Genomic DNA, 24,206 nt, shown 5'->3' with positions numbered 1-24,206 from the left:
CCGTCAGTTAAACGGAACGTTGCGAGGGACGTAGCAATACCCGTGCCTAAAAAAAACCGCCCATTATTCAGTGAGTTGAAAAACAGGCGTCAATCATCCGCCTGTTCATCACCTTCGCGACGGCTCATGCCGTACTTGCGCATCTTCTCGACCAGGGTGGTACGACGAATGCGCAGGCGTTCGGCAGCACGCGCCACGATGCCGTTGGCATCATCCAGCGCCTGCTGAATCAGGCCTTGCTCCAGACCACCGAGGTAGTCCTTGAGATCCAGCCCTTCTGGCGGCAGCATGGCGTTAGCGCTGAAGTCCGGGGTATGGCCATTGATGGCTACCCGCTCTTCAAGATCGCTGCGCAAGCTATCGACCAGTTGCTCGTCTTCGTCATCGACATAACGGAATTTCTTCGGCAACTCGACCACACCGATCACGCCGTACGGATGCATGATCGCCATGCGCTCGACCAGGTTGGCCAGCTCACGGACGTTGCCCGGCCAGCCATGACGGCACAGCGACATGATCGCTGCCGAGTTGAAGCGAATGGAACCGCGCTTCTCGTGCTCCATGCGCGAGATCAACTCGTTCATCAGCAACGGAATATCTTCAACGCGCTCACGCAGCGGCGCCATCTCGATCGGGAAAACATTGAGGCGGTAGTACAGATCCTCACGGAAGCTGCCGACCTCGATCATGCTTTCGAGATTTTTGTGGGTCGCGGCAATGATTCGCACGTCGACGCTTTGGGTCTTGTTGCTCCCCACGCGCTCGAAGGTGCGCTCCTGCAATACTCGCAACAGCTTGACCTGCATCGGCAATGGCATGTCGCCGATCTCGTCGAGAAACAGCGTACCGCCGTTGGCCAGCTCAAAACGCCCGGCACGGCTGGTGATGGCCCCGGTAAAGGCGCCCTTCTCATGGCCGAACAGTTCGCTTTCCAGCAGCTCGGCCGGGATCGCACCGCAGTTGACCGGAACGAACGGCGCGTCGCGTCGCTTGGAGTGATAGTGCAGGTTGCGCGCGACCACTTCCTTGCCCGTACCGGACTCACCGAGGATCAGCACGCTGGCATCGGTGTCGGCCACTTGCTGCATCATCTGGCGGACGTGCTGAATCGCCCGACTGGTGCCGACAAGGCTACGGAAAAGGTTGGGTTCACGGTGACGACCGCGCTCGCGGGCCTGGTCGTACATCTCGCGATAAACCTGGGCGCGGTGCAGGGAGTCGAGCAACTTGCTGTAGCTGGGCGGCATTTCCAGTGTGGAAAGTACCCGGCGACGCTGGTCTTCCGGCAGGTCAATGGAAGAATTATCACCCATTAACAAAACCGGAAGGAACTCATCCCAGGTAGCGAGTGTCTTTAACAGTCCCGGAAGAGAGCCAGGAGCATTTACCGTCCCGATAAGGACGCAAATAACTTCACGACTTGATGACAAAGAGCCGACAGCCTGCTGCCAGTCATGGCTACCGCAGGGTAAATTTTCTTCGCCGAGAAAATTTAAAATCACCGCCAGGTCGCGGCGGCGGACGCTATCGTCATCAATCAGCAGAATTTTGGTTTCACGCCACATGCAATAGCAACTTCCCTAGTCAACTCAATGCCCGAAATAGGTGGGCAAGCTAGACGCTTGCAGGCACGTTAAGCCTGATAGACGCCTGAAATCTTCAAACAGCCACTAGTTAAGTCAAAAAACCGTACACAGTCAAATTTATGACGCACTACGATCGGATTAACTGAGGATTAACCGAACAGATGGTAAACCTTTGCCGCGCTCTGTGCTTGATGGATCTGCGACATCTCATCGAATATTGCCTGACGCTCTCCCGTCGCAGCCTCCAGCAACTGCCGATAAACCCCCAGCAGCTCCTCGAGATTATCGCGTAACGCCACCTCATCCAGCGAAGCCTCACTCAAGACGTCTTCCATGCAGGAACGGCAATCCAGGTCAAGTTGACCGATAGCTTCCCAGTTACGCTCGGCCAGTGCATCGACCAGGGCTTCACGGGTTTGTTCGATACGCTGCAGTACAAGACTCATGGTGATCTCCTTAAAACTGCGGACCTGGCGCTGCGATGGCGTCCCAGCCTTCCTTGATCGTCCCCAGCAAACTGGCGACTTCGTCGAGGATCTTCGGATCGCTGTTGATATTAGCCTCCGCCAGACGCTTCATCATGTAGACGTAGAGATTATCCAGCTCGCCTACTTCTTCCGCCTTGTTCTCAAGGTCCAGACCTTCACGCAGGCCGCCGATGATGCCGATGGCCTTGCTGATGAATACACCTTTGCCCGGAATATCCTTGCGCTCCATGGCGCCTTTGGCCTGAGCAATACGATCCAGCCCACCCTCCATCAACATCTGCACCAACCGGTGCGGACTGGCTTCGGAGGTTTGGGCCTGTGCTCCAATTTTCTGATATTGCCGAAGGGCTAACATCGGATTCATGCTCTACCTCATCACAACTCAAGGGCTCGTATAACCAATGTATCGTCTACGAGTCAAAAAACTTTAAATTCAAAAGGCAAAAACCCGGCGCGTTAAAAACGCAGCCGGGTTTTTGGCGCTGGCTCAAGATTAGCCGCCGGACTTCTGTGCGTTCAAGGAGGTGAAGAACGAGGTGATACTGGTCGACGTCGCCTTCATCTGCCCGACCAACAAGTCCATGGCATTGTACTTGGCAGTCAACGTCGCGGTCAGCGTGGTAACGCGCAAGTCCAACGCCACCTGCTGATTGGCCAGATCGCTTTTCTGCTTGTTCAGGCTGGCGGTGCGCTGATCAAGAATGCCATTGGTCTGCAAGTAAGGCTTGATCGCCGTACCCATCCGGGCCAGCAGGCCATTGGTGCTGTTGGTGCCGGTAAAGAGTGTTTGAACCTGGCTACTCAAGCCCTGGGTAGTCATCGCAGCGGTGAACTTGGTGGAGTCAAAGTTCAGCGTGCCGAGTTTCTGATCGGTCGTGATGCCCAATTGCGATAGCACCGCCAATTGCCCTCCCGGCCCAGGAGTCACCAACTGATTGCGAATATCGGCAATTATTGAACGAGGCACCGAGTCACCGGTCAGCGCAGCAGAGACGGTCAGCTTGCCATTGGCATCGGCCGAGGCCTGGGTCAGCGAGGTAACCGTTTTCACCAGCGTGTTATAGGCGTCGACAAACGACTGCACCGCCGTCTGCAAACCGGTGGTGTTGGTGGCCACGGTTACCGTCGAAGTACCCGGCGCAACCAACGTCATGCTCAAGCCACCCACCGCCTGATTGACGCTATTGGTTTTGCTGGTGACTGCCAGACCATCAATCGTCAGGCTCGCATCAGCGGCCAGCGCGCCGATAGTACCGGCACTGGCGGGATCAGGCAGCGTCCCCCCGGTGGTCGACGAAGGATCAGGGATAGTCCCCATCATCTTGGTGCCGTCGATTTCCAGACCGGCAATACCACTGACAGTAAGGTCCGAACCCTTGCCGGTAGTAGTCGACCCGAGCACCAGACGCGAACCACTGCTGTCGGTGACGATGTTGGCCGTGATGCCTTTGGCCGTCAGCGTGGTGTTGATCGCGTCGCGAGTGGACTGCAGCGTCGCACCGGACGGGATAGTGACGTTGTAGGCAGTGCCATTTTGACTGATATTCAAAGTACCACTCGGAATGGCACTGCTAGCACCGCCTGCAAATGAAGCACTGGCAACTTTGGAACCGGTAGCCAGATTCTTCACATTAATGCTGTAAGTACCATTGACCGCAGTGTTATCAGAAGTCACGGTCAAGGTCGCCGGCGTCGACGAGGTAGCCGCAAACCCGCCAAACGCAGGACTTGTCGAGCTATTGAGCTTGTCCATGGCAGCCTGATAAGCGGCCAAGGCACTTTTGAGCGAACCCACACCGGAAATTTTCGAGGTGTTGAGCGTGCCTTGAGTGGTGATCTGAGTCTGCTTGGCCGACTTGTCGCTGTTGACCAAAGCTGTAACGATCGAACCGATATCCAGGCCGGACCCCAGACCTGTGCCCGGTAAAATTGGACTTGCCATGTGCTTCTCCCTTTCTGTCTGTCGCCAGTCTTTTGACCACTCAAGTCGTCAAATGAACGTGCAACCACTATTCATGCCAGTTGTCAGGCTTTTGCGTCGAACAGTACGTTGCTCGCCGTATTCAAACTGTCCGCCAGCTTCAACGCTTCTTCGGAAGGGATTTGTCGCACCACTTCACCTGATTCGGTGGCAATCACCTTCACGACCACCCTGCCGGAAGCCTCATCGATAGAGAACTCCAGGTTGCGCTTGATCGACTGTACGAACTTCTCGATCTCTTGCACGGCCAGTTTCAACTTCTGCGCGTCCGCGTCCGCGCCCTTACTTCCAGCCACAGCCTGAACGCTGTCACTGCTGCTACGAGGTGCTGCAGCCGCTTTATCGACCGTCGTACTTGCCGGCTGAGCAGTCGGGTAAGACAAGTTCAGCTTCACGCTCATGTCCATATCCATCACCTCTTAACGTAAAAAGGCGAGAGAGCGCGACCAGCACACTCCCTCGCCAAAACTCATTCCGAAATTACTGAAGCAGCTTCAGTACAGCGGAAGGCAGTTGGTTGGCTTGAGCCAGAACCGAGGTGGAAGCTTGCTGCAGGGTTTGCTGCTTGGTCAGCTGAGCAGTTTCTGCTGCGAAGTCGGTGTCTTGTACGCGACCCAGTGCAGCGGTGGCGTTTTCGTTGACGTTCTGCAGGTTGGAGATGGTGCTGGTCAGACGGTTTTGCGAAGCACCCAGGTTTGCACGAACAGCACCAACAGAGGCGATTGCAGCATCGATTGCGGTGATTGCACCGTCGATGTTGGTAGCAGCAGTAGCACTGGTAGCACCGGTCAGAACAGTAGTACCGCTACCTACCGACAGGCTGACGGCGTCGAACTTGGTGCTCAGGGTCAGAGTGATCTGGTTGGCAGTACCGGTGTTGGAGCCCACTTGCAGGGTCATGCTGCCGGCGGAACCGTCCAGCAGGTTTTTGCCGTTCAGGTTGGTGGCCTGGGAAATACGGGTCAGCTCGTCGGACATCTGAGTGAATTCCGCGTTGGTCGCGGACTGGTCAGCAGTGCCGTTGGTGCCGTTACGTGCCTGGAGAGCCAGTTCACGCATACGTTGCAGAATGTTGGTGGTCTCTTGCAGAGCGCCTTCAGCAGTCTGAGCCATCGAGATGCCGTCGTTGGCGTTTTTGATAGCTACGGTCTGACCGCGGATCTGGCTGCTCATACGAGTAGCGATCTGCAGGCCGGCAGCGTCGTCTTTGGCGCTGTTGATTTTCAGGCCGGAAGACAGGCGAGTCATGGAGGTCTGCAGCGCGTTAGCGGCATTGTTCAGGTTCTTCTGAACAGACAGAGAAGCGACGTTAGTGTTTACGCCTAAAGACATGGTGAGTTCCTCGTTGGTTGGGTACTGCGGCTTCCGGCCCTGGCAACCGCCGGGTGTGGCCTAGAGAACCTTCGTAGTAGTTATCGTCGCGATTGCAGGTTGCTTGAGGGCTTTTTTGAAAAAAAATGCCATCACACTGCCACCCCCGCGAAAACAAAGGCCTGCACGAGACCCACGAGAGAAAAATGACGTCAGGGAAATGCCGGCGGCAGAAGAGCGAGGAGATCGCCTGGCCGGCAAAAACGGTTCAGAGGTGAGCGTGAATCGCGTCCAGCAAGTCGATCAATTCATACTCCATGGTGTCGGCCAACCCCAGCCAGTCCTGCGCTTCCTGGGAGGCCAGCATCGACATGAGCAATTGCGCCCATTGCAACTGGATATCTTCAGGGGCCTGACAAAGCAGGTCCTGCACCTTATCGAACACATCGACCATGGTCAGCGCAGCCTCGACGTCGCGCCCGAGACGAAACAACCCGGCGCACTGCCGACAATCGATGACACATTGTGCAAGCTCGCTCATTGCACGAACTCCTGATTGAACGTCGCTCCCACGATCATCGCCCCTGCCCGGCTGCTGTTAAAAAAGCGCACCTGCGGATGCCCGGCGATGTAGCGCTCCAGTTCACACAGATAACTGCGAAAGTTCAACTGCGTCCTGACCCGCACCCCATGCCCATCAAGCACCCAGTGCTTGGCCTGGTTCACCCCCGGCCCCAGATCACCATCGTTCCAGCCGGCATGGGTTTTGTTCATCGGGAACGCAAAGTCGGCACCGAACAGGGTAATCCGGTCCGCCCCCATCTTCACCGCCAGATCCACGGCAGGATGAATCACGCTGCCACCGACATACAGTTCAGCCTTGCTGATCTGTTGGCGAATAGCGGCATAGACCGGGCTGGCGGAATACCCGACGTAACGCGTGCCCTGCCAGGCCTTCAATACCTGCGGGTCGCTCATTGGCAGGTACACCAAGGGGATGTTGCCGGTGTCCTCGGGCGGCAAGTGCCTGAAGCTGATGCGTCGGTCGATACTGACCACCAGATCCGGCCGGATGCCGTGCTCGCGCAATGGGCGGTACGCCGTATCGACACTGATGAACAACGGCCGCTGATCACGCTCGCGTATCGCCCGGAGCTGATCGAAATGCTGCTCAAGGCTTGGCCCTGTGCCGATCACATAGACTTCCCGACCGGTACACGTCGCGAACAACTCGGCCACATCGCGATCGCTGCCGACGAGCTCACGACTCTCCTCCAGCCGCTCAATGATCGCTGGAGACTGCGGATCGAACTCACGGTTATTGAAGGTAAGGTGCACTTCGCTGATCAGCCGATCCCGAATCTTGGCATTGAAATCATCTGCCAGCAGCATCTCGGACGGTAATGCAAAAAACGGCAGGTGGATGTCCGACAAGTCGCCGGCATAGATCAACTCGACCCGAGGATCACTCAGCCACTGCCGCTGATCGAGCAACTGCAACGTCAACGAGAAAATCGCGCCATTGAGGATATGCACGTACAAACGCTGAAGCTCGGCGTTTTCAAGCAGTACTGACTGCAAGTCACCCAGCCCTGTACCGTAGACATGCACCACCTCGCTTGCCGGCGGCAGACTGGCCGCTTGCAACCGCGCTTCACGCGTACGGTCATGGCGACTGGTGAGCTGGATACCGGCAATGCTCAGGGTCGACCCCAAACCTTCCACCAGCTCAGCCTGAACCGCCGCACTGTCTTCAGTCATCAACCGTACATGCAGCGCCGGCCAGCGACGCTCTATCACCTGGAAATTGTCTTCAACGCTGTCGCTCATGCGGCCTCGATATTCATTCAGGCAAAAAAATAGCGTTCAAGGTTACACCTTGAACGCTATTTTTTATGCCACAGGATCTAGCTCATGGGCGATAAATAATCGCCGAGCCCCACGAGAGCCCCACACCAAAACCGCTCAGTGCAACGCGCTTCCATTTGGCGTCAAGTACGTGTTTTTCCAGCAACAACGGAATGCTCGAAGACACGGTATTACCGGTCTCGACCATGTCCTTGATGAATTTCTCCGGATCACCTTCAAAACGCCGCGCCACGGCGTCAACAATCGCCGCACTGCCTTGGTGAATGCAGAACGCATCGATATCGTCGGCGTGCAGACCGGACTCGTCGAGCAGCTCGTGCAAATGCGCCGGGACTTTCAGCAATGCAAAGTTGAACACTTGACGACCGTTCATGAAGAACACTCCGTCAGTGACTTTCAGGTGCGGTGCACCAGAACCGTCGGTGCCGAACTTGGCCTTGCCCAACTGCCACGGAGCATCTTCGCCCATCCAGGTCGCGGTGGCGGCATCACCGAACAGCATGGTGGTGTTGCGGTCTTCGGGGTCGACGATTTTCGAGTAAGGGTCGGCGGTCACCAACAGGCCGTTCTTCAGGCCTGCGGCTTCCATGAAGCCCTTGATCGCGTAGATGCCGTACACGTAGCCGGAGCAGCCCAGGGAGATATCGAAGGCGGCAACGGTGGTGGGCAGGCCGAGCTTGTCCTGAACGATCGCTGCGGTGTGCGGCAGACCTTCTTCGTCGCCGTTCTGGGTAACAACGATCAGCACGTCAATCGATTCGCGCTTGAGCGCCGGGTTGTTGGCAAACAACGTATTGACCGCTTCGACACACAGGTCCGAAGTTTCCTGCCCGGCGTCTTTACGCGGCAGGAAAGCGGAACCGATCTTGCCCAGGATGAATTCCTCATCCTTTTCGAATTTTGCACCTTGTGCGTAATTGTCCACGCCGGCTACAGGTACGTAGCTCGCAATGCTCTTTATGCCAATCATTACGGCTTCCCAATAATAAACAGCTGAATACCCCCGTTCGCACGAATCGAGGGGCGCCGACACATAGATTTTGCGTTGCCCGCAACGGGCAACCACGGAAAGCCTAAAGGGCTATCACTGAGCCGATTACCGGCCAGGCGCCATCTTTCCGATCAATACAATACAGTGAAGATGCCCGTTATGACTCACAGGTCACGCTATTTTGCGCAATCAGCCGCACAAGCGCTCATTCGATCAGCGACCAGGCCAGCGCTGTGCCGCGCTTTAAAGGCCCGCGTGCACGTCGTCCGATAATGCTTTCAGCGTGTTTGGGTGCCAGTCCCAACCCCGGGCGAATGGCTCGCAGGTTCTGTGACGTGAACACCTCACCGGCGGCCATGTCCTGGGCAACGTACAGCGAACGACGGTACACCAGCGACTTTTGCTCGGCCTCGGTGACGCCATAATGCACCCGGCCCATGGCCTGCCAGGCGCGCCCGGTCTCGACCACCAGGCTGGCCAGCTCGGCCGGCTCCAGCGAGAAACTCGCGTCGACGCCTCCGGCAGCCCGGTCCAGGGTGAAGTGTTTTTCCACCACCGTCGCCCCAAGGGCCACCGCCGCCACCGAGACCCCTACGCCCATCGAATGATCGGACAGCCCCACTTCGCAACCAAACAGCTCGCGCAGGTGCGGGATGGTTCGCACATTGCTGTTGGCAGGCGAAGCCGGGTAGGTGCTGGTGCATTTGAGCAGCACCAGGTCCTTGCAGCCGGCCGCACGTGCCGCACGCACGGTTTCATCCAGCTCGGCAATGCTGGCCATGCCGGTGGAAATGATCAGCGGCTTGCCAGTGGCGGCGACTCGACGAATCAACGGCAGGTCAGTGTTCTCGAAACTGGCGATCTTGTAGGCCGGCACATCGAGACCTTCGAGAAAATCCACGGCGGTGTCATCGAACGGCGTCGAGAACGCCAGCATGCCCAACTCTTTGGCTCGGGCAAAGATCGGCGCGTGCCATTCCCACGGCGTATGCGCCTTCTCATACAGCGCATACAACGAGGTGCCGGCCCACAGGCTATTGGGGTCCTTGATGAAAAACTCACCTTGATCCAGGTCCAGGGTCATGGTCTCGGCGGTGTAGGTTTGTAATTTCAAGGCATGCGCGCCGGCCCTGGCCGCAGCCTCGACGATCTGCAACGCAACGTCCAGCGACTGATTATGGTTGCCGCTCATCTCGGCGATGATGAATGGCGGCGCATCGGCACCGATCATCCGGTCGCCAATCTTGAAGCTAGTCATGTCAGTGTTCCTTCAATACGCGCGTGAACACGCAAGCGCTCTGGGTAAATCCGGCTTCGCGAAACAGGCTCAGCGACGGCCGGTTGGCAGGCAACACCTGCGCGGTGATGGTGCGTACTTGCGGCCAATGGGCCGTCACGAAGGCTTCGCCACGGGCCAGCAGCGCCCTGCCCCAGCCCAGGCCGAAACGACCTTCGAACAAATAAATCGAGACTTCGGCGCTCACCCCATCAAGGTCGTAGCGCAACACGCTAACCGGGCCATCACCGGCCTCGGCAATCAACAGCAAGCGCTGCTCATTGCTCAAACTCGCGGCCAGCCAGGCCTGGTGCGCTTGCCAGTCGATGCTGCGGTTGTCCAGCGACCAGCGCCGTACCGCCTCGGCATTACGGCCATCGAACAACAGGCGCGCATCATTCTGCGTTGCCTTGCGCACCGGCAGCACCGCACCGACCAGCGCCGCCGCGACCCGTTGCGCACCACGGCCATCGACCAGTTGCCGGGAGCGTTCGGCCAGACTCTGGCGCAAACCCCGATTGCCTGCGACAAAACCGATAGCCTGGCGCAGTTGCTCGACGCTGACCTGCTCCCGCGCGCCCAGGAACACATGGGCGCCCGAAATCGCCATGACCTCGCCATTGGCCTGCTGATTATTCGACACTGCAATGCAAATCGTCGGCAGCCCCATGGCCGCCCGCTCCCAACTGGTGCCGCCACCGGCACCGATAAACAGGTCGGCTTCGGTCATCAGCCGGTAAAAATCGCTGACAAAACGCTGCAAACGCCAGTTCGGGCGACTGGCCGCCAGCACCTGCATCTGCTCCCACGCCGGGTTGTCGGCACCGGCGACGAAGTCGACTTGCAGCTCCGGGAAATCGCTCAACGCGAGCATTGCATGGTGAGTCTGCCTCGCCGCATCGAAGCCCCCGAAGTTCACCAATACGCGTTTTGCCCGAGGTTTGATTTCAATCGCCGGACAGCAGAATTCATCGCGCAACATGGCGAAGCGCGGGCCAAGCAACGTCTGGCATCCGGGGGCAAGTAGCGAAGCATAGGCCTCTGGCGTGCCGGAAAGATTCTGGTTGAGCAACAGATCGACGCTATAGGTGCGCGTCGCCAGATCATCCACTGCGCCGATCCGTGGCGCCCAACGGCGGGCGGCGGTCTGCCAGTGGTGATCGAGGCCGTAATGGTCGGCAATGATCCAGTCGAAAGCCGCCTGCTGCTCTAGCACTTGTCCCAGCGCGGCGATGTCCGCCTGCCACGGCAGCAGGCTCTCGATAGCTTGCAGCGGGTCTTCGTCGGGATAGCGGTCTGGCAGCGCAAAGGTTTCAAAGCCTTCAGCGGCGAGACTGTCGAGCCGATGCCCCGGCAACCGTCGACAGGCGAACGCCACGTGCGCGCCCATCCGGCGCAAGGCTCTGGCCAGGGTCAGGCAGCGGGCGATGTGGCCGCTGCCAATGGTCGGCGAGGCGTCGGCACGGATCAGCACTCTCATTGCAATTCACCGCCAGCCTTCAGTGCAGCGTACAGGTACTCGGCGCGCTTCCAGTCTTCGAGGGTGTCGATGTCTTGCACCAGATAGCGCGGCAGGATCACCGGCAAACTCCGGGGTGAATACAACACATCGCCGCGCAACCAGGCACTGCTGCGGCCCCAATAGAACTGCCCGGCGTCCTGATAGGCCGGCGGCAAATCCTGGGAGCGCGTATTACGAAATTCCGGGTACAACGCGCTCAAGGCGCCCTGATCGTCAAGGGTCAGGGCACGCTGCACCGGAAAACCGAAGTCGCACACCGAGAACGCGAACGACTTGTCCGGGTGCAGTTCCAGTCGCTGCAAACCCTGTTGCAGAAACCGCGTTTGCAGCAGAGGCGCGGTGGCGTAAATGCAACAGGCGTAATCAAAGTCACTGCCCTGTCGATGCAGTTCTTCCAGTGCATGGACAATCACCGCCGCGGTGCCGGTGAAGTCATCAGCCAGCGCCGCCGGGCGCATAAACGGTACCTGCGCACCACTGGCGCGGGCCAGGTCGGCGATTTCATCATCGTCAGTGCTGACCAGTACCTGGGCGAACAACCCCGAATCGAGAGCGGTTTTGATCGAACGGACAATCATCGGCACGCCGTCGAACGGCTTGAGGTTCTTGCGCGGTATGCGTTTGCTGCCACCGCGGGCCGGGATGATGGCGACGTTGCTCAACGGCGTTTTTCCAGAAGAAACCAGGTGACATCGTCCACCGGAAATTGCGGGTCGCGGTGGTAACCAAACCCGTAATCCAGCAGTTGCAAGTCATCATAGCGATCAAGCATTTCACCGGCAAAATCGCGCTTGAACAGCTTGCCGCTGTTACCGCGATACGACACCTCGACCGGCGCCGGGTTGTAGTACTCGGCGATCAGGATGTAGCGCCGGCTCAGTTCATACAGCTGCGCATAGGCCGCTGGCAGCAGCTGCGGTGCCAGGTGAATCAGCACGCCTTTACTCAGGGTCAGGTCGAAGGTGCGTTCGAGGGGAAAATCGAACAACGAACCGTGCCAGATCTGCGCAATCCCCAGCGCCTGCGCCTGGGCGCACGCGCTGGCATTGATCTCCACGCCAAACAGCTCGCTCTGCGGCAACAACTGACGCAGCGCCTGCAGGTTATTGCCGGCATTGGTGCCCAGCTCCACCAGGCTTTCGATACGCCCGGCCCGGGTCAGAGCCTTGGCAAACAAGGCCAGGTTGGCCGCCACCAACGGCTGGCCGACGTTGCGGTCGATGTACTGGTTACCGAAATCGCCTTGCCAGAATTTTTCCTGCTCACTGAGTTCGCGCATCACACATTCCCATTCGCCGCCATGGCAGCAATTATTCGGTCAGCCGGCGCAATTGCTCGACCACGTAGTCCTGCTGTTCATCGCTGAGTAACGGAAACAGCGGCAGGCTGATGGCCTCGGCGTAGTAACGCTCGGCCTGTGGGAAATCACCTTCGGCGAAACCCAGGTCCCGATAGTACGGCTGCAAATGCACCGGAATATAGTGCAGATTCACCCCTACCCCGGCCGCTCGCAGACCTTCAAACACCTGTCGATGACTGAGGTTGATACGATCGAGTTGCAGACGCACCACATACAGATGCCATGCCGACTCGGCCTCGGGCTGAGCGCTGGGCAAGGTCAATGGCAGGTACGCCAGCAAACGGTCATAACGCGCCGCCAACTCACGCCGACGCTCGATGAAGTCATCCAGCTTGTTCAACTGCGACAGCCCGAGGGCCGCTTGCAGGTCGGTGATGCGGTAGTTGAAGCCCAGTTCCACCTGCTGGTAGTACCAGGGACCGTGACTGGCTTCGGTCATTTGCTCGGGATCGCGAGTCATGCCGTGGCTGCGCAGGCGTTGCAGGCGCTCGGCCAGGTCCCGGCGATTGGTCAGGACCATGCCACCTTCGGCACTGGTAATGATTTTCACCGGATGGAAGCTGAACACCGTCATCGCCGCGAACTCACCACACCCCACCGGGCGCCCGGCATAAGACGCACCCACCGCGTGGGACGCATCCTCAATCACGGTGAAGCCATAGCGCTCGGCCAGTTCGGCGATCATGCGCAGGTCGCAGCTCTGCCCGGAGAACGCCACCGCTACCAGCACTTTAGGCAGCGTGCCGTTGTCCTCTGCCGTTTCCAGCTTCGCTTTCAGGGCGTAGGCATCGAGGTTCCAGGTCAGCGGATCAATATCGACAAAGTCCACCTCGGCACCGCAATAGCGACCACAGTTGGCCGAGGCCAAAAACGTATTCGGCGTGGTCCACAAGCGATCGCCCGGCCCGAGCCCCGCCGCCAGACACGCGATGTGCAAGGCCGCCGTGGCGTTGCACACCGCCACCGCATAATCCGCCTGGCAGCGCTCGGCCATCGCCTGCTCGAAACGCTCGATGGTCGGCCCCTGGGTCAGCCAGTCGGATTGCAACACCGCGACCACTGCGTCGATGTCTGCCTGATCCAGGCTTTGCCGACCGTAAGGAATCATGCCGACAACCCGGCGTGCAACTCGGTGATCTGCCCGACCGAGAGGAAATGCCCATTGGTGTCGGAGCGGTACTCGAAGTCTTCGCTCACGCGCCGCCCCTGCTCACCCACGCCGTCCAGCGAAAAATCAATATCGACGTGAGTAAAACGAATCGACGGCTCGATGGTGTAGTGGTCCTCGAATTCCAGGGTCATCCGTGCGTCATCCAGCGGCACCATCAATTCATGGAGCTTTTCACCCGGACGAATCCCGACGACTTTGTGCGGCAAATGCTCAGCCATGCCGCGTGCCAGGTCGACAATGCGGATTGACGGAATCTTCGGCACGAAAACCTCCCCGCCATGCATCCGCGCGAAGCTGTCGAGCACGAACTGCACACCGTGATCGAGGGTGATCCAGAAGCGGGTCATGCGCTCGTCGGTAATCGGCAGTTCTTTCGCGTCCTCGGCAATCAGTTTGCTGAAGAACGGCACCACCGAGCCGCGTGACCCGGCCACATTGCCATAGCGCACCACCGCAAACCGGGTTTGCTGATCACCGGCGATGTTGTTCGCCGCCACGAACAGTTTGTCCGAGAGCAGCTTGGTCGCACCGTACAGGTTGATCGGGCTGGCCGCCTTGTCGGTGGACAGCGCAACGACTTTCTTCACACCGTTATCAATGGCGGCGGCGATGATATTTTCCGCGCCATTGACGTTGGTGCGAATGCATTCAGTGGGGTTGTATTCCGCCGCAGGCACCTGTTTCAGGGCAGCGGCATGCACCACGTAATCGATCCCGCGCATCGCCTGACGCAAACGCTCGGCATCGCGCACATCGCCCAAAAAGTAACGCATGCACGGTGCATTGAAGGTTTGCTGCATCTCGTACTGCTTGAGTTCGTCGCGCGAGAACACCACCACCCGCTTGGGCTGGTACTGCTCGAGCAAACGCCGGATGAACATGCGCCCGAACGAACCGGTGCCGCCGGAGATGAAAATCGATTTACCGTTGAACATGCCGCGATCCTTTTACCTGTGCGCCAAACTTAAACCAGCAACCGCGCCCAATCCACGCTGGTCGGATTGCCAAGAGTGAAACCCTTGCCGGTCAGGGCGAGGTTCTTGTTGTACGCCAGATCGTGCTGGAACGGCCCGGCCCATTTTTCACGCAAGGCCGCAAGCGCCTGCGGTGCATCGGGCAAGGTGCCAGGATGGATAACCTGCACTTGCGGTGTCCATACCACCAGATAGCCGGCTTGACCTGCCTTGAGGCACAGGTCGACATCGCCGTAGGCATTGGCAAACGCCTGTTCGTCCAGCCCGCCAACCTCGTCGAACAGCGCTTTGCGGATCATCAGGCATACAGCCGAAACGGCCGAATAGTTCTGCTCCAGCACCAGACGGTTCATATAGCCTTTGGCATCCTTGGACTCGCCAACGAAAGCCGAACCGACGCCATCGTTCATGCCCAGAATCAGCCCGGCCTGAGTCACCTTGCCGTCGTGATCCAGCAGCTTGGTGCCAACCACCCCGACTTCCGGGCGCTGGGCCTGGTTGAGCAGGGATTCGAGCCAGTTCGGGTTGACCACTTCACTGTCCGCCGCCAGTAGCACCAGGTATTCACCCTGGACCTGCTGACTGGCCTCGTTGTACAACGCCGACAGGCTGAGACGCTCGTGCGCCCGCAGGACTTGAATCTTGTCGCCCGGCTGCCCGAGGCCGTCCAGCCATCGAAGGATGTCCGGTGACTGGCTCGCGTTATCGGCGATCAGCACTTCGTAACGGGTGTAGCGGGTTCGTTGCACAATGCCGGTCAGGCAACGTTGCAGCTGCGCCAGGTTGTCCTGGCTGGCCACGATGATCGACACCAGCGGACGCTCGGCATGACGGTAATCGATTTGATAAGTACCAGGCTCGACGGAGCTGATTTGCGCCTTGTAGCCACGGGTCGCAAGGTGACGGATCAACGCCTGGCGCTCGTGGGCGTTGTCTTCCAGCACCGGCGCCCGGGCGATCAGCAACGGTTCGTCCAGATGAGCCAGCCAGGCCAGGCCGCCCTGCTCGATGATGCGCAGCAGCAGGTCGAACTCCAGTGCCTTACTGAAGTCGGCCTGGTAACCGCCTGCTTCCAACAACACATCCTTGCGGATCAGCCAATGCCGAGCCATCAGCGCTGGCAGGCTTTGCAGCAAATCGAGGTTGAAGCCTGGGCGGAACACATCGATCAGCGCGCCATTGGTGTCACGCTGAATCTCGTCCGCTGCCACTGCTCGACAGTCAGGCGCGGCGTGCAGTTCCAGACCTGCGCGCAACAAGCCACCAGCAGTGAACTCGTCCCCCGCCTCGGTCAGCAGCAGCCAGTCGCACGGCGATTGACGCGCGATCTGATTGAGCTTGTCGACATGGTTGGCCGGGGTTACGCGAACGAAATGCAGCGTGTTGTGCACCGTCGTTGCCGCCAGCGGCTCACCGGTGGTGAACACCACGATCTTGAAGGCATGGTTGTGGCCTTCCAGCAAACTGTCGAGGGTGATCTGCAGCTTGGCTGCGTCGTTGTCGAGGTCCAGCACCAGAATGCCAAACTGTGGACCGCCGTTGTGGGCGGCCAGATAACGTGACGTCGCAGCGACTTCGTCAGCGTCCGGGGCGCGCGCCGCCAGCCACTTGAGCAGGCGACCGGAGCGCATGGCACCGAACACCTCGTCGTTGCCCTGGGTCGTCACCGCATCCAGGCGCTCGGCCCAGGCAAACATGTCCCGCGCGTCGTCCGCTTCGCCCAGAAGCTCCAACTGCTGCGCCAGGCGCTTGACCACCTGACGGTTGAACGGGTTGCTGCCGTACGCGTGCCCCAGTCGCTCGATAACGCTTTCAGGGGTGTCGTTGTTGCGGGGCCGCATCATGTCAGCCTGCATCGTCCAGATACCTTCGAGCCCCTGAAGCTGAACGCGGCCGGCCGGCATGGCGTGCAGCAGAAATTCGAACTGGCTCAACAGGTCGAAGAACTTTTGATTGTAGAAAGGCATTTCGACATATTGCAAAAGCCCGAATTGGCGGTCTGGCCCCTTCTGCACATTGTTCCAGCGCGATTCGAAAATCGGCTCGGCAGTCAACGCCCGACGGTTGCGCAAGCTGTCGGCCAGCGCCTCGAAACTGTCCAGTGCCAGTTGCCTGGCCTGCTCCGCGTCAAGACCGGTGCGGCTACTCGGCAACGTCGCCAGCAATTGGGCGAACGCTTCACGGTCCGCTACCGACTTGGCATCGGCAAGGGTCAGGGTGCTGTAGATCTCGGTGTTGTGCTCCGACTCAATATAATTGACCTCTCGCACCACATACGGGATCGGCAGAATTCGCGCCTTGGCCATTGCCAGCATGTAGTACGCATGGCCGATTTCCTGCCATTCGAAGATGGTGTTCTCTGGCATGAGCGCGTACCAGTCACGCAACAGCTCGGTGCGGTGAACCGCATAGAACGGCGGGATGTACTGGTGCATGAAATCGATGACCCGGTCCTGCGCACGTTCGGACGAGTAGTCTTCACAGACCTTCTTGTCCCGGCGGTAGTAGCTCACGCTGTTGGCCAGGGTCAGGTACATCAGGCAATAGCCATGGCACATGCCGTAATCCGGATTTTCTTCCAGGAACGATACCGAAGCGTCGAGGGCGTCATGCACGATGAAGTCATCGTCGGCGGCAAACACCATGTACGGCGTGGTGACTTGCTGCACGCCGTAGTCGAGCTTGGCCCGAATGCCCCAGTAACCGTACTGCGGCAGGTGCTGATAGTCGACCGAGGGGTACACGCCGTCGATGCCATCGGTGGCTTGGGTCGAAGAGTCCAGCACCAGAATCCTGCAAGGCAAGGTGCTGTAAAACTTCACCGCCCGGCGCGCAAAGGCCGGTCGGTTGTGGGTGATGAGTACCACCGTCAACAACTCGTTCAATGGTAATCCGCTTTCAGAACCGCACTTGCCTTGCATAATTTCTCCCCACAACCGGCGTATCGCCCGATGAACTCAACAATGATGTCGTTGCTTAACGAACCCGACGCAGATAGCCGTCCGGCGCCACGGTGATCAGCAGCTTGCTGTGAATCCGCGCATCGATTTCAAAATCGCGGTTTTCTTCCAGGTAGGCCCAGACCGCAGTTTTCGGGTTATCACCCTTGCCCCACGGACGATCCGGGAAGGCATCTTCCGGCATGTCTTCGACCACGGTGTCCATCACCACGCAGTAGCTGCCGACCGACACCAACGGTGCGTACAGGCGCAACTCTTCAAGCACGTGTTCGTGGGTATGGTTGGAGTCCAGAACCACCAGCACTTTCTTGCCAGCCACCCGTGCACGCACTTCTTCAACGATGGCCGGATCGATGCTCGAACCCTGGATCATGCTGATCCGGCGCGCCATCGGGTGGGCTTCAATGGCTTCGCGGTTGTGTTGACGAATGTCGATGTCCACACCCAGCACTTCGCCGTGGCCGATCAGTTCCAGCATCGAGGCGTAAAACACCAGGGAGCCGCCGTGGGCGATGCCCGTTTCGACGATCACATCCGGGCGCAGGTCCCAGATGATTTCCTGCATGGCAACCATGTCCTGGGGAAACTGAATGATCGGCCGGCCCATCCAGCTGAAGTTGTAGGTGTATTTGTGTTTGGCCGTGACACCGACCCAGTCCAGCGACTCGGACTGAAGTTTTTTGTCTTGCTGCAAGCCTTCGATGTTCTGGCTTACTTCTTCGCGAAACTGCTCATGAGGATTCATGCAAACGCTCCGATACGGGGTGTTGTTAGTTAAAAACCCGACCGTCCTGATAAGGGACGGCCTGAGTCTTGATAATTCGTGCGGGATTACCGACGACAACGGCATAGTCGGGAACGTCCCGGGTGACCACGGCGCCGGCGCCGACCGTTGCCCAGCGGCCAATGCGCAAGCGCGGAAGAATGGTGGCGTTGGTGCCGATGAAAGCCCCGTCCCCCACTTCGACACAGCCGGCGATGGCTACTCCGGGCGCCATGAATACGCTGTGCCCGATGCGGCCTTCGTGCCCGATCAGGCTGCCGTAGCTGATGCTGCTGTTATCGCCCAGGGACACTTCGGCCTGAATGATCACGCCTTCCTGGAGATAGTTGCCGGTGCCCATGCGCGTCATGCTCAGATCGATGCCGGGGTGCAGGAAGTTGCCCAGTGTTCCGCCGGCCTCGATGATCTGCCGCGTCGTCTCGTAACGGGTTCTGGTGTCGCGGGTGATCAGGTTCACGAAGTGCGTGTCCGGGCCTTTCAAGTCGGCCACACGCTCTACCCCACCGATCACCGGCACGCCATGAAACAGCGTGCCGTGCTTGGCTGCATCGTTGTCGAGAAAGGCAAACTCCATGGCAGGGTTGGCTCGTTTGACGGAGCCAATCATCCGCACGGCTTCAGGGTTTGCCGCGCCCAACAGGTAGACCTTCACAGCACATTCCTTTGCTGGCAGACCGTGCGAATCACCTCGATCACCCGCTGTTGATCAGCGTCGGTCATGTCGTGGTAGCTCGGCAGATTGATCGCCCGTTCCGACAGCGAGACGGCCATCGGCGTGTGCACCGGCTTATCGGCAAACATCGGCAGCGCCGACAATGGCCAGAAAAATACCCGGGCATCGATATCCGCTGCTTGAAAGGCTTCGATCAACAACTCTCGGGTAATACCGGTGCTTTCATGGAACACCACGGTGGGCATCCAGTAACCGTTCCTGGAATGCTCAGGTTGCGGGTTCATGGACAGCAACGGGATATCCAGCAGCCCCTGGGCATACCGATCGAAGATCGCGCGTTTGCGGGCAATCAGCTCATCGACACGTTCGATCTGGGCACAACCGATGGCGGCCTGCAGATTGCTCATCTTGTATTTGAAACCAATGAAATCCGGCCAGAACTGCCGCGTGCTGCCACTGACCCGACCGTGGTTGGAGAGTGTCAGCACTCGGTCATACAGCGCCTTGTCCGAGGTCACGAAAATCCCGCCTTCCCCGGTGGTCATGGTCTTGGTGCCATGAAAGGAGAAGGCGCCGAAAGCCCCCAACGAACCCGCGGCTTTACCACGCCATTGCGAGCCGATGGCTTCGGCGGCGTCTTCGATGACCGCAATCCCGTGCTCGCGGCCGATCGCAAGCAGCGTGTCCAGATCGCACAGGTTGCCGTACAAATGCACCGCCACGATGGCTTTGGTCCGTGGCGTAATGGCTTGCCGAACCTGCTCCGGGTCCAGGCACCAGCTGTCCGGCAACACGTCGACAAAAACCGGCGTCGCGCCCAGGTAATCGATAGGGGCCGCCGAGGCGATCCAGTTGGTGTTGGCCAAAATAACTTCATCGCCCGGACCGATTCCCAATGCGGCCATGCCCATGTGCAAGGCGCCGGTACAGCTGGAGGTCGCGATGGCATAGGGCACGCCCATGTGCTGCGCGAAGGACTTCTCGAAACGTGTGATGTATTCGTAGCAACGCTCGCCCCAGCCATGCTGCACAGCATCCAGCACGTACTTGGCTTCCAGCTCGCCCACACTGGGCTTGGTGTAGTGAATTCGGCTCATCTGAAGCTCAACTCCGGAATGGCAACGACAAAACGCCCGCCCCAACTGCGGACAACTGCGTATTGCTGGGTGATCTCGTCCAGCAGGTTCCATGGCAGCACCAGGACATAGTCCGGTTTCTCGATTTCAATCCGCTCGGGAGACACCACCGGAATGCGACTGCCCGGCAAGAACTTGCCTTGCTTGTGCGGACTCGCATCCGCGACCCAGGCCAGCAGATCTGGCTTGACCCCGGCATAGTTGAGCAAGGTATTGCCTTTGGCGGCGGCGCCATAACCGACTACGCGTTTGCCCTCGGCCTTGGCCTGCAAGAGGAAACGCAGCAGTGCGTGTTTGATCTGTTCCGCGGCCGGGGCCAGGGTCGTGTAGTAAGCGGCGGTTTTGACTCCGGCCGCCTGCTCGACCTGCAACTGTTGTTGCACGGCAGGCGTTACTTCACGGCGCACACCCTCGGCACGCTGCACGAACACCCGCAGTGAGCCGCCATGGGTCGGCAACTCGCTGACATCGAAAACTTCCAGGCCATTGCGCTCGCACAAACGCTGCACGGCGGTCAGCGACAGATAGGAATAGTGCTCGTGGTAAAGGGTGTCGAACTGTTGCCCGGCCATCAGCGTCAGCAACTGCGGAAACTCGAACGTCGCCACGCCCGTGGGCTTGAGCAGCGTCGCGAAACCGCCGAGGAAATCATTGATGTCCGGCACATGCGCCAGCACATTGTTGGCGGCCATCAGGTCCGCGCCCCAGCCTTCGCTCAGCAACTGCGAGGCGCTGTCGCGACCGAAGAACAGCTCGCGTATGTCCAGGCCTTTTTCCCGCGCGGCCTGTGCTGTGCTGCGGGTCGGCTCGACGCCGAGGCAACGGATACCGCGTTGTGCAACGTACTGCAGCAAGTAGCCATCGTTGGCGGCAATTTCCACCACACGGCTGTCGGCGGTCAGCCCGAAACGCTCGACCATCTCGGCCACATACCGATCGGCATGGGCCAGCCAGGTGCTGGAAAACGAACTGAAATACGCATAGTCGGCATCGAACAGACTGTCAGCGCGGGTGTAGTCCTCGGTCTGCACCAGCCAGCATTCCTGGCAGACCGCGACCTTCAACGGGACCCATTGCTCGGCCTGCTCCAACTGCTCCGCCCGCAGGTACGCGTTGGACGGCGGCGAGGTGCCCAGATCGATCAATGGCAACGCCAACGGGGTGCCGCAACCTCGGCAATTCATAGACGCACTCCAGGGAATTGGTCATCCAGCCAGGGATGGGCGGCATCCCGGGTCGACAGATTTTTGACAGGCTCGGGCCAGGCAATCGCCAGACGCGGATCGAGCACCGACAGGCCGCCCTCGTGATCCGGCGCATAATCGGCGCTGTGCAAATAGAGCAGCTCGGCATCGTCGCTCAAGGTCTGAAAACCATGGGCGAAACCTGCTGGAATCAACAGGCTGCGACCATCACCGGCACGCAGGTGCTCGGCGTGCCATTGCAAAAAGGTCGCCGAGTCCGGTCGCAGGTCGACCGCAACATCCCAGACTTCACCGCGCAAGCAGGTGATCAGTTTGGCTTCCGGGGCCTGGGTATTCTGATAATGCAAACCGCGCACGCTGCCGCGCTCACGGGTGCAGGACTGGTTGATCTGACGAATATGGAACGGCTCGCCAAAGGCGTTCAGGCTGCCCTCGCAGAACAACCGGGCGAAGTGCCCGCGCTGATCTTCATGACGTTTGTGCTGAACACTGAACAAGCCCTGGAGAGGTAACGCACTGATGCAAAACTCACTCACAGCGGCCACCGATACAGGTTCAGCTGGTGCAGCGTGATGGCACGCATGTCATCGCCATTTTCCCAGGCCAGGTGCCAATCCAGAGTGTGCGTCAGACAGTCTTGCAGCGACCAGCGCGGCTGCCATGCCAACAACTGACGGGCGCGACTGCTGTCCAGGCGCAACAGGCCGGCCTCATGCAACTCGCTCGGTTCGACACGCAAACCTCGCGCGTGCGGCCAACGCCTGGAGAGCAGTTCGACCACTTCACCGACGCTGCACATATCGCTTTCACTCGGCCCGAAGTTCCACGCACCGGCGAATTGCGGACCGTGCTCATACAGGCCCGCCGCCAGTTGCAGGTAACCGGCCAGCGGTTCCAGCGCGTGCTGCCAAGGGCGAACGGCTTGTGGATAACGCAGGGTCACCGGCTCATTCGCCGACCACGCCTTGAGCACATCGGGAATCAGGCGTTCCGGGGCGAAATCGCCGCCACCGAGCACATTCCCGGCACGCGCAGTGGCCAGTGCCAGGCCGTGCTCGGCATGCCGCTCGGCAGGGAAAAACGAGGCTGCGTAAGACTGCGCCAACAACTCGCAACAGGCCTTGCTGCTGCTGTAAGGATCATGGCCGCCAAGGGCTTCGTTTTCACGGTAGGGCCACAGCCATTCCTGATTGGCGTAGACCTTGTCGGTGGTCACCAGCACGCACGCGCGCACTCCGCCGATTTGACGAATCGCTTCCAACAGATTGAGCGTGCCCATGACGTTGCTTGAGTAAGTCCCGAGCGGGTCACGGTAGCCTTCGCGCACCAAGGGTTGCGCTGCCAGATGCAGGACGATTTCTGGCTGAGCCTCGGCGATCAGTTCCAGCAACGCCGCCAGGTCACGCAAGTCACCGCGCTGATCGTTGATGCCTTCAGCAACGCGCGCCAGTTCGAACAGACTCGGTTCGGTGGACGGGTCCAGGGCAAAGCCTGTGACCTCAGCCCCCAGGCTTTGCAGCCAAAGCGTCAACCAACTGCCTTTGAAACCAGTGTGACCGGTGACCAGTACCCGCTTGCCGCGCCAGAATTGCGAACTCAGTCCCACTGCTTCCATGGGGCCTCCCCGCTCTGCCACAGGTGCTCCAGATGATTCTTGTCACGCAGGGTGTCCATCGGGTGCCAGAAACCATCGTGCTGGAAAGCGTTCAGTTGCCCCTCGGCCGCCAAGGTCATCAACGGTTCGGACTCCCAAACCGTCTCGTCGGCTTTGATCAGCGACAGCACTTTGGGCGACAAGACAAAGAAGCCACCGTTGATCCAGCCGCCATCACCGCGAGGCTTCTCGGTGAAACCGCGCACCAGATCACCGTCGCGCTCCAGCGCGCCGTAACGTCCTGGTGGCTGTACCGCCGTAACCGTCGCCAGCTTGCCGCTGCTCAAGTGAAAATCCACCAGGGCACCAATATTGAGGTCCGAAACACCGTCGCCATAGGTGAAGCAGAACGCTTCCTGATCTTCCAGATAGCGGCTGGCACGACGCAAACGGCCACCGGTCATGGTTTCTTCGCCGGTGTCGATCAAGGTGACACGCCAAGGCTCGCTGTAGTTCTGGTGAACGTCCATGCGGTTGTTCGACATGTCGAAGGTGACGTCAGAGGTGTGCAGGAAGTAGTTGGCGAAGAAGTCCTTGATCGCGTAGCCCTTGTAGCCCAGGCAAATCACGAAGTCGTGAATTCCGTGTGCGGAATACTGCTTCATGATGTGCCAGAGAATTGGCTTGCCGCCGATCTCGATCATCGGCTTGGGCTTGAGGTGCGACTCTTCGCTGATCCGCGTGCCCAGGCCACCCGCCAGAATAACTGCCTTCATCTTGTCCCCTCTTGTTCGTCACAGCGCCAGCCCAAGCCCTGCAAGGCTTTGCGACCGTCTGGATAAATCGTATGAGGCTGCACCCATCACTCTCTGGCTGCACCGCACATGCTCGATTTATGGCGATTTTGAGGGGGACTTGCAGGAAACGCGCCAGCTGCGGACATCAACCGCCCGCAATAAAGTGGCTCGCCTTCACCACTCAACAGGCCGAGCGTTAGCTCGCCTGCCGCTGTTGATCTTGATCCACCCGCCCCTATCGGGAGGCCGAGTGGAGGCGTTCATCAGGGGGTGGGCGCGCAGCGCCGTTCGACGCAGTCGAACACATCGAGAGGAGGTCGTCGCGAAGCAGACCGTAGGCGATGCCCCCTGATGGACACCGGAGTGAGGGGACGCCGAGCCTAGGCGAGGTGCCGTACGCTTGGGGCGAAGACTTTTGCTTCCTTTGGGGCGTTTGCCAAAGGGAGTCGCCGTCAGGGCGAAACCCTAAGTGGCCGTTACCGCAGGAATGGATATGTACACCTGCGAGAGACTGGTCGGCTGTCAGGC

General features: G+C 59.3%; 23 protein-coding genes. All 23 read right to left on the bottom strand.

Translation table 11 applies throughout. From position 1 onward, the window contains the following. Positions 1-89 precede the first annotated feature (89 nt). The 23 genes from AC3WK5_RS19800 to rfbF all read right to left on the bottom strand — a co-directional run bounded on the left by AC3WK5_RS19800 (position 90) and on the right by rfbF (position 23,657). Complete coding sequence (locus AC3WK5_RS19800) at positions 90-1,565, bottom strand: sigma-54 dependent transcriptional regulator (protein ID WP_103315610.1); 1,476 nt, start codon at positions 1,563-1,565, stop codon at positions 90-92. Between the two features lie 170 nt (positions 1,566-1,735). Further along, complete coding sequence (gene fliT, locus AC3WK5_RS19795) at positions 1,736-2,032, bottom strand: flagellar protein FliT (RefSeq protein WP_103315609.1); 297 nt, start codon at positions 2,030-2,032, stop codon at positions 1,736-1,738. Positions 2,033-2,042: 10 nt separating this feature from the next. Continuing rightward, entirely contained in the window at positions 2,043-2,438 is a 396-nt protein-coding gene (gene fliS / locus AC3WK5_RS19790) for a flagellar export chaperone FliS (RefSeq protein ID WP_103315608.1), read from the bottom strand. Positions 2,439-2,567: 129 nt separating this feature from the next. Next, on the bottom strand, positions 2,568-4,016 hold the full coding sequence (gene fliD, locus AC3WK5_RS19785) for a flagellar filament capping protein FliD (RefSeq protein ID WP_103315607.1): 1,449 nt from the start codon (positions 4,014-4,016) through the stop codon (positions 2,568-2,570). 83 nt (positions 4,017-4,099) lie between these two features. Then, positions 4,100-4,462, bottom strand: coding sequence for a flagellar protein FlaG (locus AC3WK5_RS19780; RefSeq protein ID WP_103315606.1), 363 nt, complete (start codon positions 4,460-4,462; stop codon positions 4,100-4,102). Positions 4,463-4,535: 73 nt separating this feature from the next. Then, complete coding sequence (locus AC3WK5_RS19775) at positions 4,536-5,387, bottom strand: flagellin domain-containing protein (RefSeq protein ID WP_103315605.1); 852 nt, start codon at positions 5,385-5,387, stop codon at positions 4,536-4,538. 247 nt (positions 5,388-5,634) lie between these two features. Beyond that, positions 5,635-5,907 (bottom strand): hypothetical protein, encoded by a 273-nt coding sequence (locus tag AC3WK5_RS19770; protein ID WP_103315604.1) that lies wholly within the window; start codon positions 5,905-5,907, stop codon positions 5,635-5,637. Then, positions 5,904-7,196, bottom strand: coding sequence for a motility associated factor glycosyltransferase family protein (locus tag AC3WK5_RS19765; protein ID WP_103315603.1), 1,293 nt, complete (start codon positions 7,194-7,196; stop codon positions 5,904-5,906). The genes AC3WK5_RS19770 and AC3WK5_RS19765 overlap by 4 nt, the downstream gene beginning before the upstream one ends. A gap of 82 nt (positions 7,197-7,278) precedes the next feature. Then, entirely contained in the window at positions 7,279-8,205 is a 927-nt protein-coding gene (locus tag AC3WK5_RS19760) for a ketoacyl-ACP synthase III (protein ID WP_103315602.1), read from the bottom strand. A 226-nt stretch (positions 8,206-8,431) separates the two neighbouring features. Next, on the bottom strand, positions 8,432-9,484 hold the full coding sequence (gene pseI / locus AC3WK5_RS19755) for a pseudaminic acid synthase (RefSeq protein WP_103315601.1): 1,053 nt from the start codon (positions 9,482-9,484) through the stop codon (positions 8,432-8,434). Between the two features lies 1 nt (position 9,485). After that, positions 9,486-10,982, bottom strand: coding sequence for a UDP-2,4-diacetamido-2,4,6-trideoxy-beta-L-altropyranose hydrolase (gene pseG / locus AC3WK5_RS19750; RefSeq protein ID WP_103315600.1), 1,497 nt, complete (start codon positions 10,980-10,982; stop codon positions 9,486-9,488). Then, a complete protein-coding gene (gene pseF, locus AC3WK5_RS19745; RefSeq protein ID WP_103315599.1) occupies positions 10,979-11,686 on the bottom strand; it encodes a pseudaminic acid cytidylyltransferase in 708 nt (235 codons plus the stop codon). The genes pseG and pseF overlap by 4 nt, the downstream gene beginning before the upstream one ends. After that, the gene (locus tag AC3WK5_RS19740; protein WP_103315598.1) at positions 11,683-12,303 is read right to left on the bottom strand and encodes a pseudaminic acid biosynthesis-associated methylase; all 621 of its coding nucleotides are present in this window, start codon (positions 12,301-12,303) and stop codon (positions 11,683-11,685) included. Before AC3WK5_RS19740 ends, pseF begins: the two co-directional genes overlap by 4 nt. A gap of 31 nt (positions 12,304-12,334) precedes the next feature. Continuing rightward, on the bottom strand, positions 12,335-13,492 hold the full coding sequence (pseC, locus tag AC3WK5_RS19735) for a UDP-4-amino-4,6-dideoxy-N-acetyl-beta-L-altrosamine transaminase (RefSeq protein ID WP_103315597.1): 1,158 nt from the start codon (positions 13,490-13,492) through the stop codon (positions 12,335-12,337). Beyond that, positions 13,489-14,490, bottom strand: coding sequence for a UDP-N-acetylglucosamine 4,6-dehydratase (inverting) (gene pseB / locus AC3WK5_RS19730; RefSeq protein ID WP_103315596.1), 1,002 nt, complete (start codon positions 14,488-14,490; stop codon positions 13,489-13,491). The genes pseC and pseB overlap by 4 nt, the downstream gene beginning before the upstream one ends. Positions 14,491-14,519: 29 nt before the next feature. Further along, positions 14,520-17,450: a TIGR00180 family glycosyltransferase gene (locus tag AC3WK5_RS19725; RefSeq protein ID WP_103315595.1), complete on the bottom strand. Its 2,931-nt coding sequence runs from the start codon at positions 17,448-17,450 to the stop codon at positions 14,520-14,522. Between the two features lie 55 nt (positions 17,451-17,505). Then, on the bottom strand, positions 17,506-18,234 hold the full coding sequence (locus AC3WK5_RS19720) for a cephalosporin hydroxylase family protein (RefSeq protein WP_103315594.1): 729 nt from the start codon (positions 18,232-18,234) through the stop codon (positions 17,506-17,508). A gap of 25 nt (positions 18,235-18,259) precedes the next feature. Next, a complete protein-coding gene (locus AC3WK5_RS19715) occupies positions 18,260-18,925 on the bottom strand; it encodes an acetyltransferase (protein WP_103315593.1) in 666 nt (221 codons plus the stop codon). Continuing rightward, complete coding sequence (locus AC3WK5_RS19710; RefSeq protein ID WP_103315592.1) at positions 18,922-20,043, bottom strand: DegT/DnrJ/EryC1/StrS family aminotransferase; 1,122 nt, start codon at positions 20,041-20,043, stop codon at positions 18,922-18,924. Before AC3WK5_RS19710 ends, AC3WK5_RS19715 begins: the two co-directional genes overlap by 4 nt. Then, entirely contained in the window at positions 20,040-21,266 is a 1,227-nt protein-coding gene (locus AC3WK5_RS19705) for a class I SAM-dependent methyltransferase (RefSeq protein WP_103315591.1), read from the bottom strand. The genes AC3WK5_RS19710 and AC3WK5_RS19705 overlap by 4 nt, the downstream gene beginning before the upstream one ends. Beyond that, entirely contained in the window at positions 21,263-21,823 is a 561-nt protein-coding gene (locus AC3WK5_RS19700) for a dTDP-4-dehydrorhamnose 3,5-epimerase family protein (protein ID WP_103315684.1), read from the bottom strand. Before AC3WK5_RS19700 ends, AC3WK5_RS19705 begins: the two co-directional genes overlap by 4 nt. Then, positions 21,820-22,902, bottom strand: coding sequence for a CDP-glucose 4,6-dehydratase (gene rfbG / locus AC3WK5_RS19695; RefSeq protein WP_103315590.1), 1,083 nt, complete (start codon positions 22,900-22,902; stop codon positions 21,820-21,822). Before rfbG ends, AC3WK5_RS19700 begins: the two co-directional genes overlap by 4 nt. Further along, the gene (gene rfbF, locus AC3WK5_RS19690; RefSeq protein ID WP_103315589.1) at positions 22,884-23,657 is read right to left on the bottom strand and encodes a glucose-1-phosphate cytidylyltransferase; all 774 of its coding nucleotides are present in this window, start codon (positions 23,655-23,657) and stop codon (positions 22,884-22,886) included. The genes rfbG and rfbF overlap by 19 nt, the downstream gene beginning before the upstream one ends. Between the last annotated feature and the right edge of the window lie 549 nt (positions 23,658-24,206).

This window comes from Pseudomonas sp. FW306-02-D09B, assembly GCF_058782685.1.
Note: the sequence above shows the minus strand (reverse complement) of the source record. Positions and strands in the feature narration are given on the sequence as shown.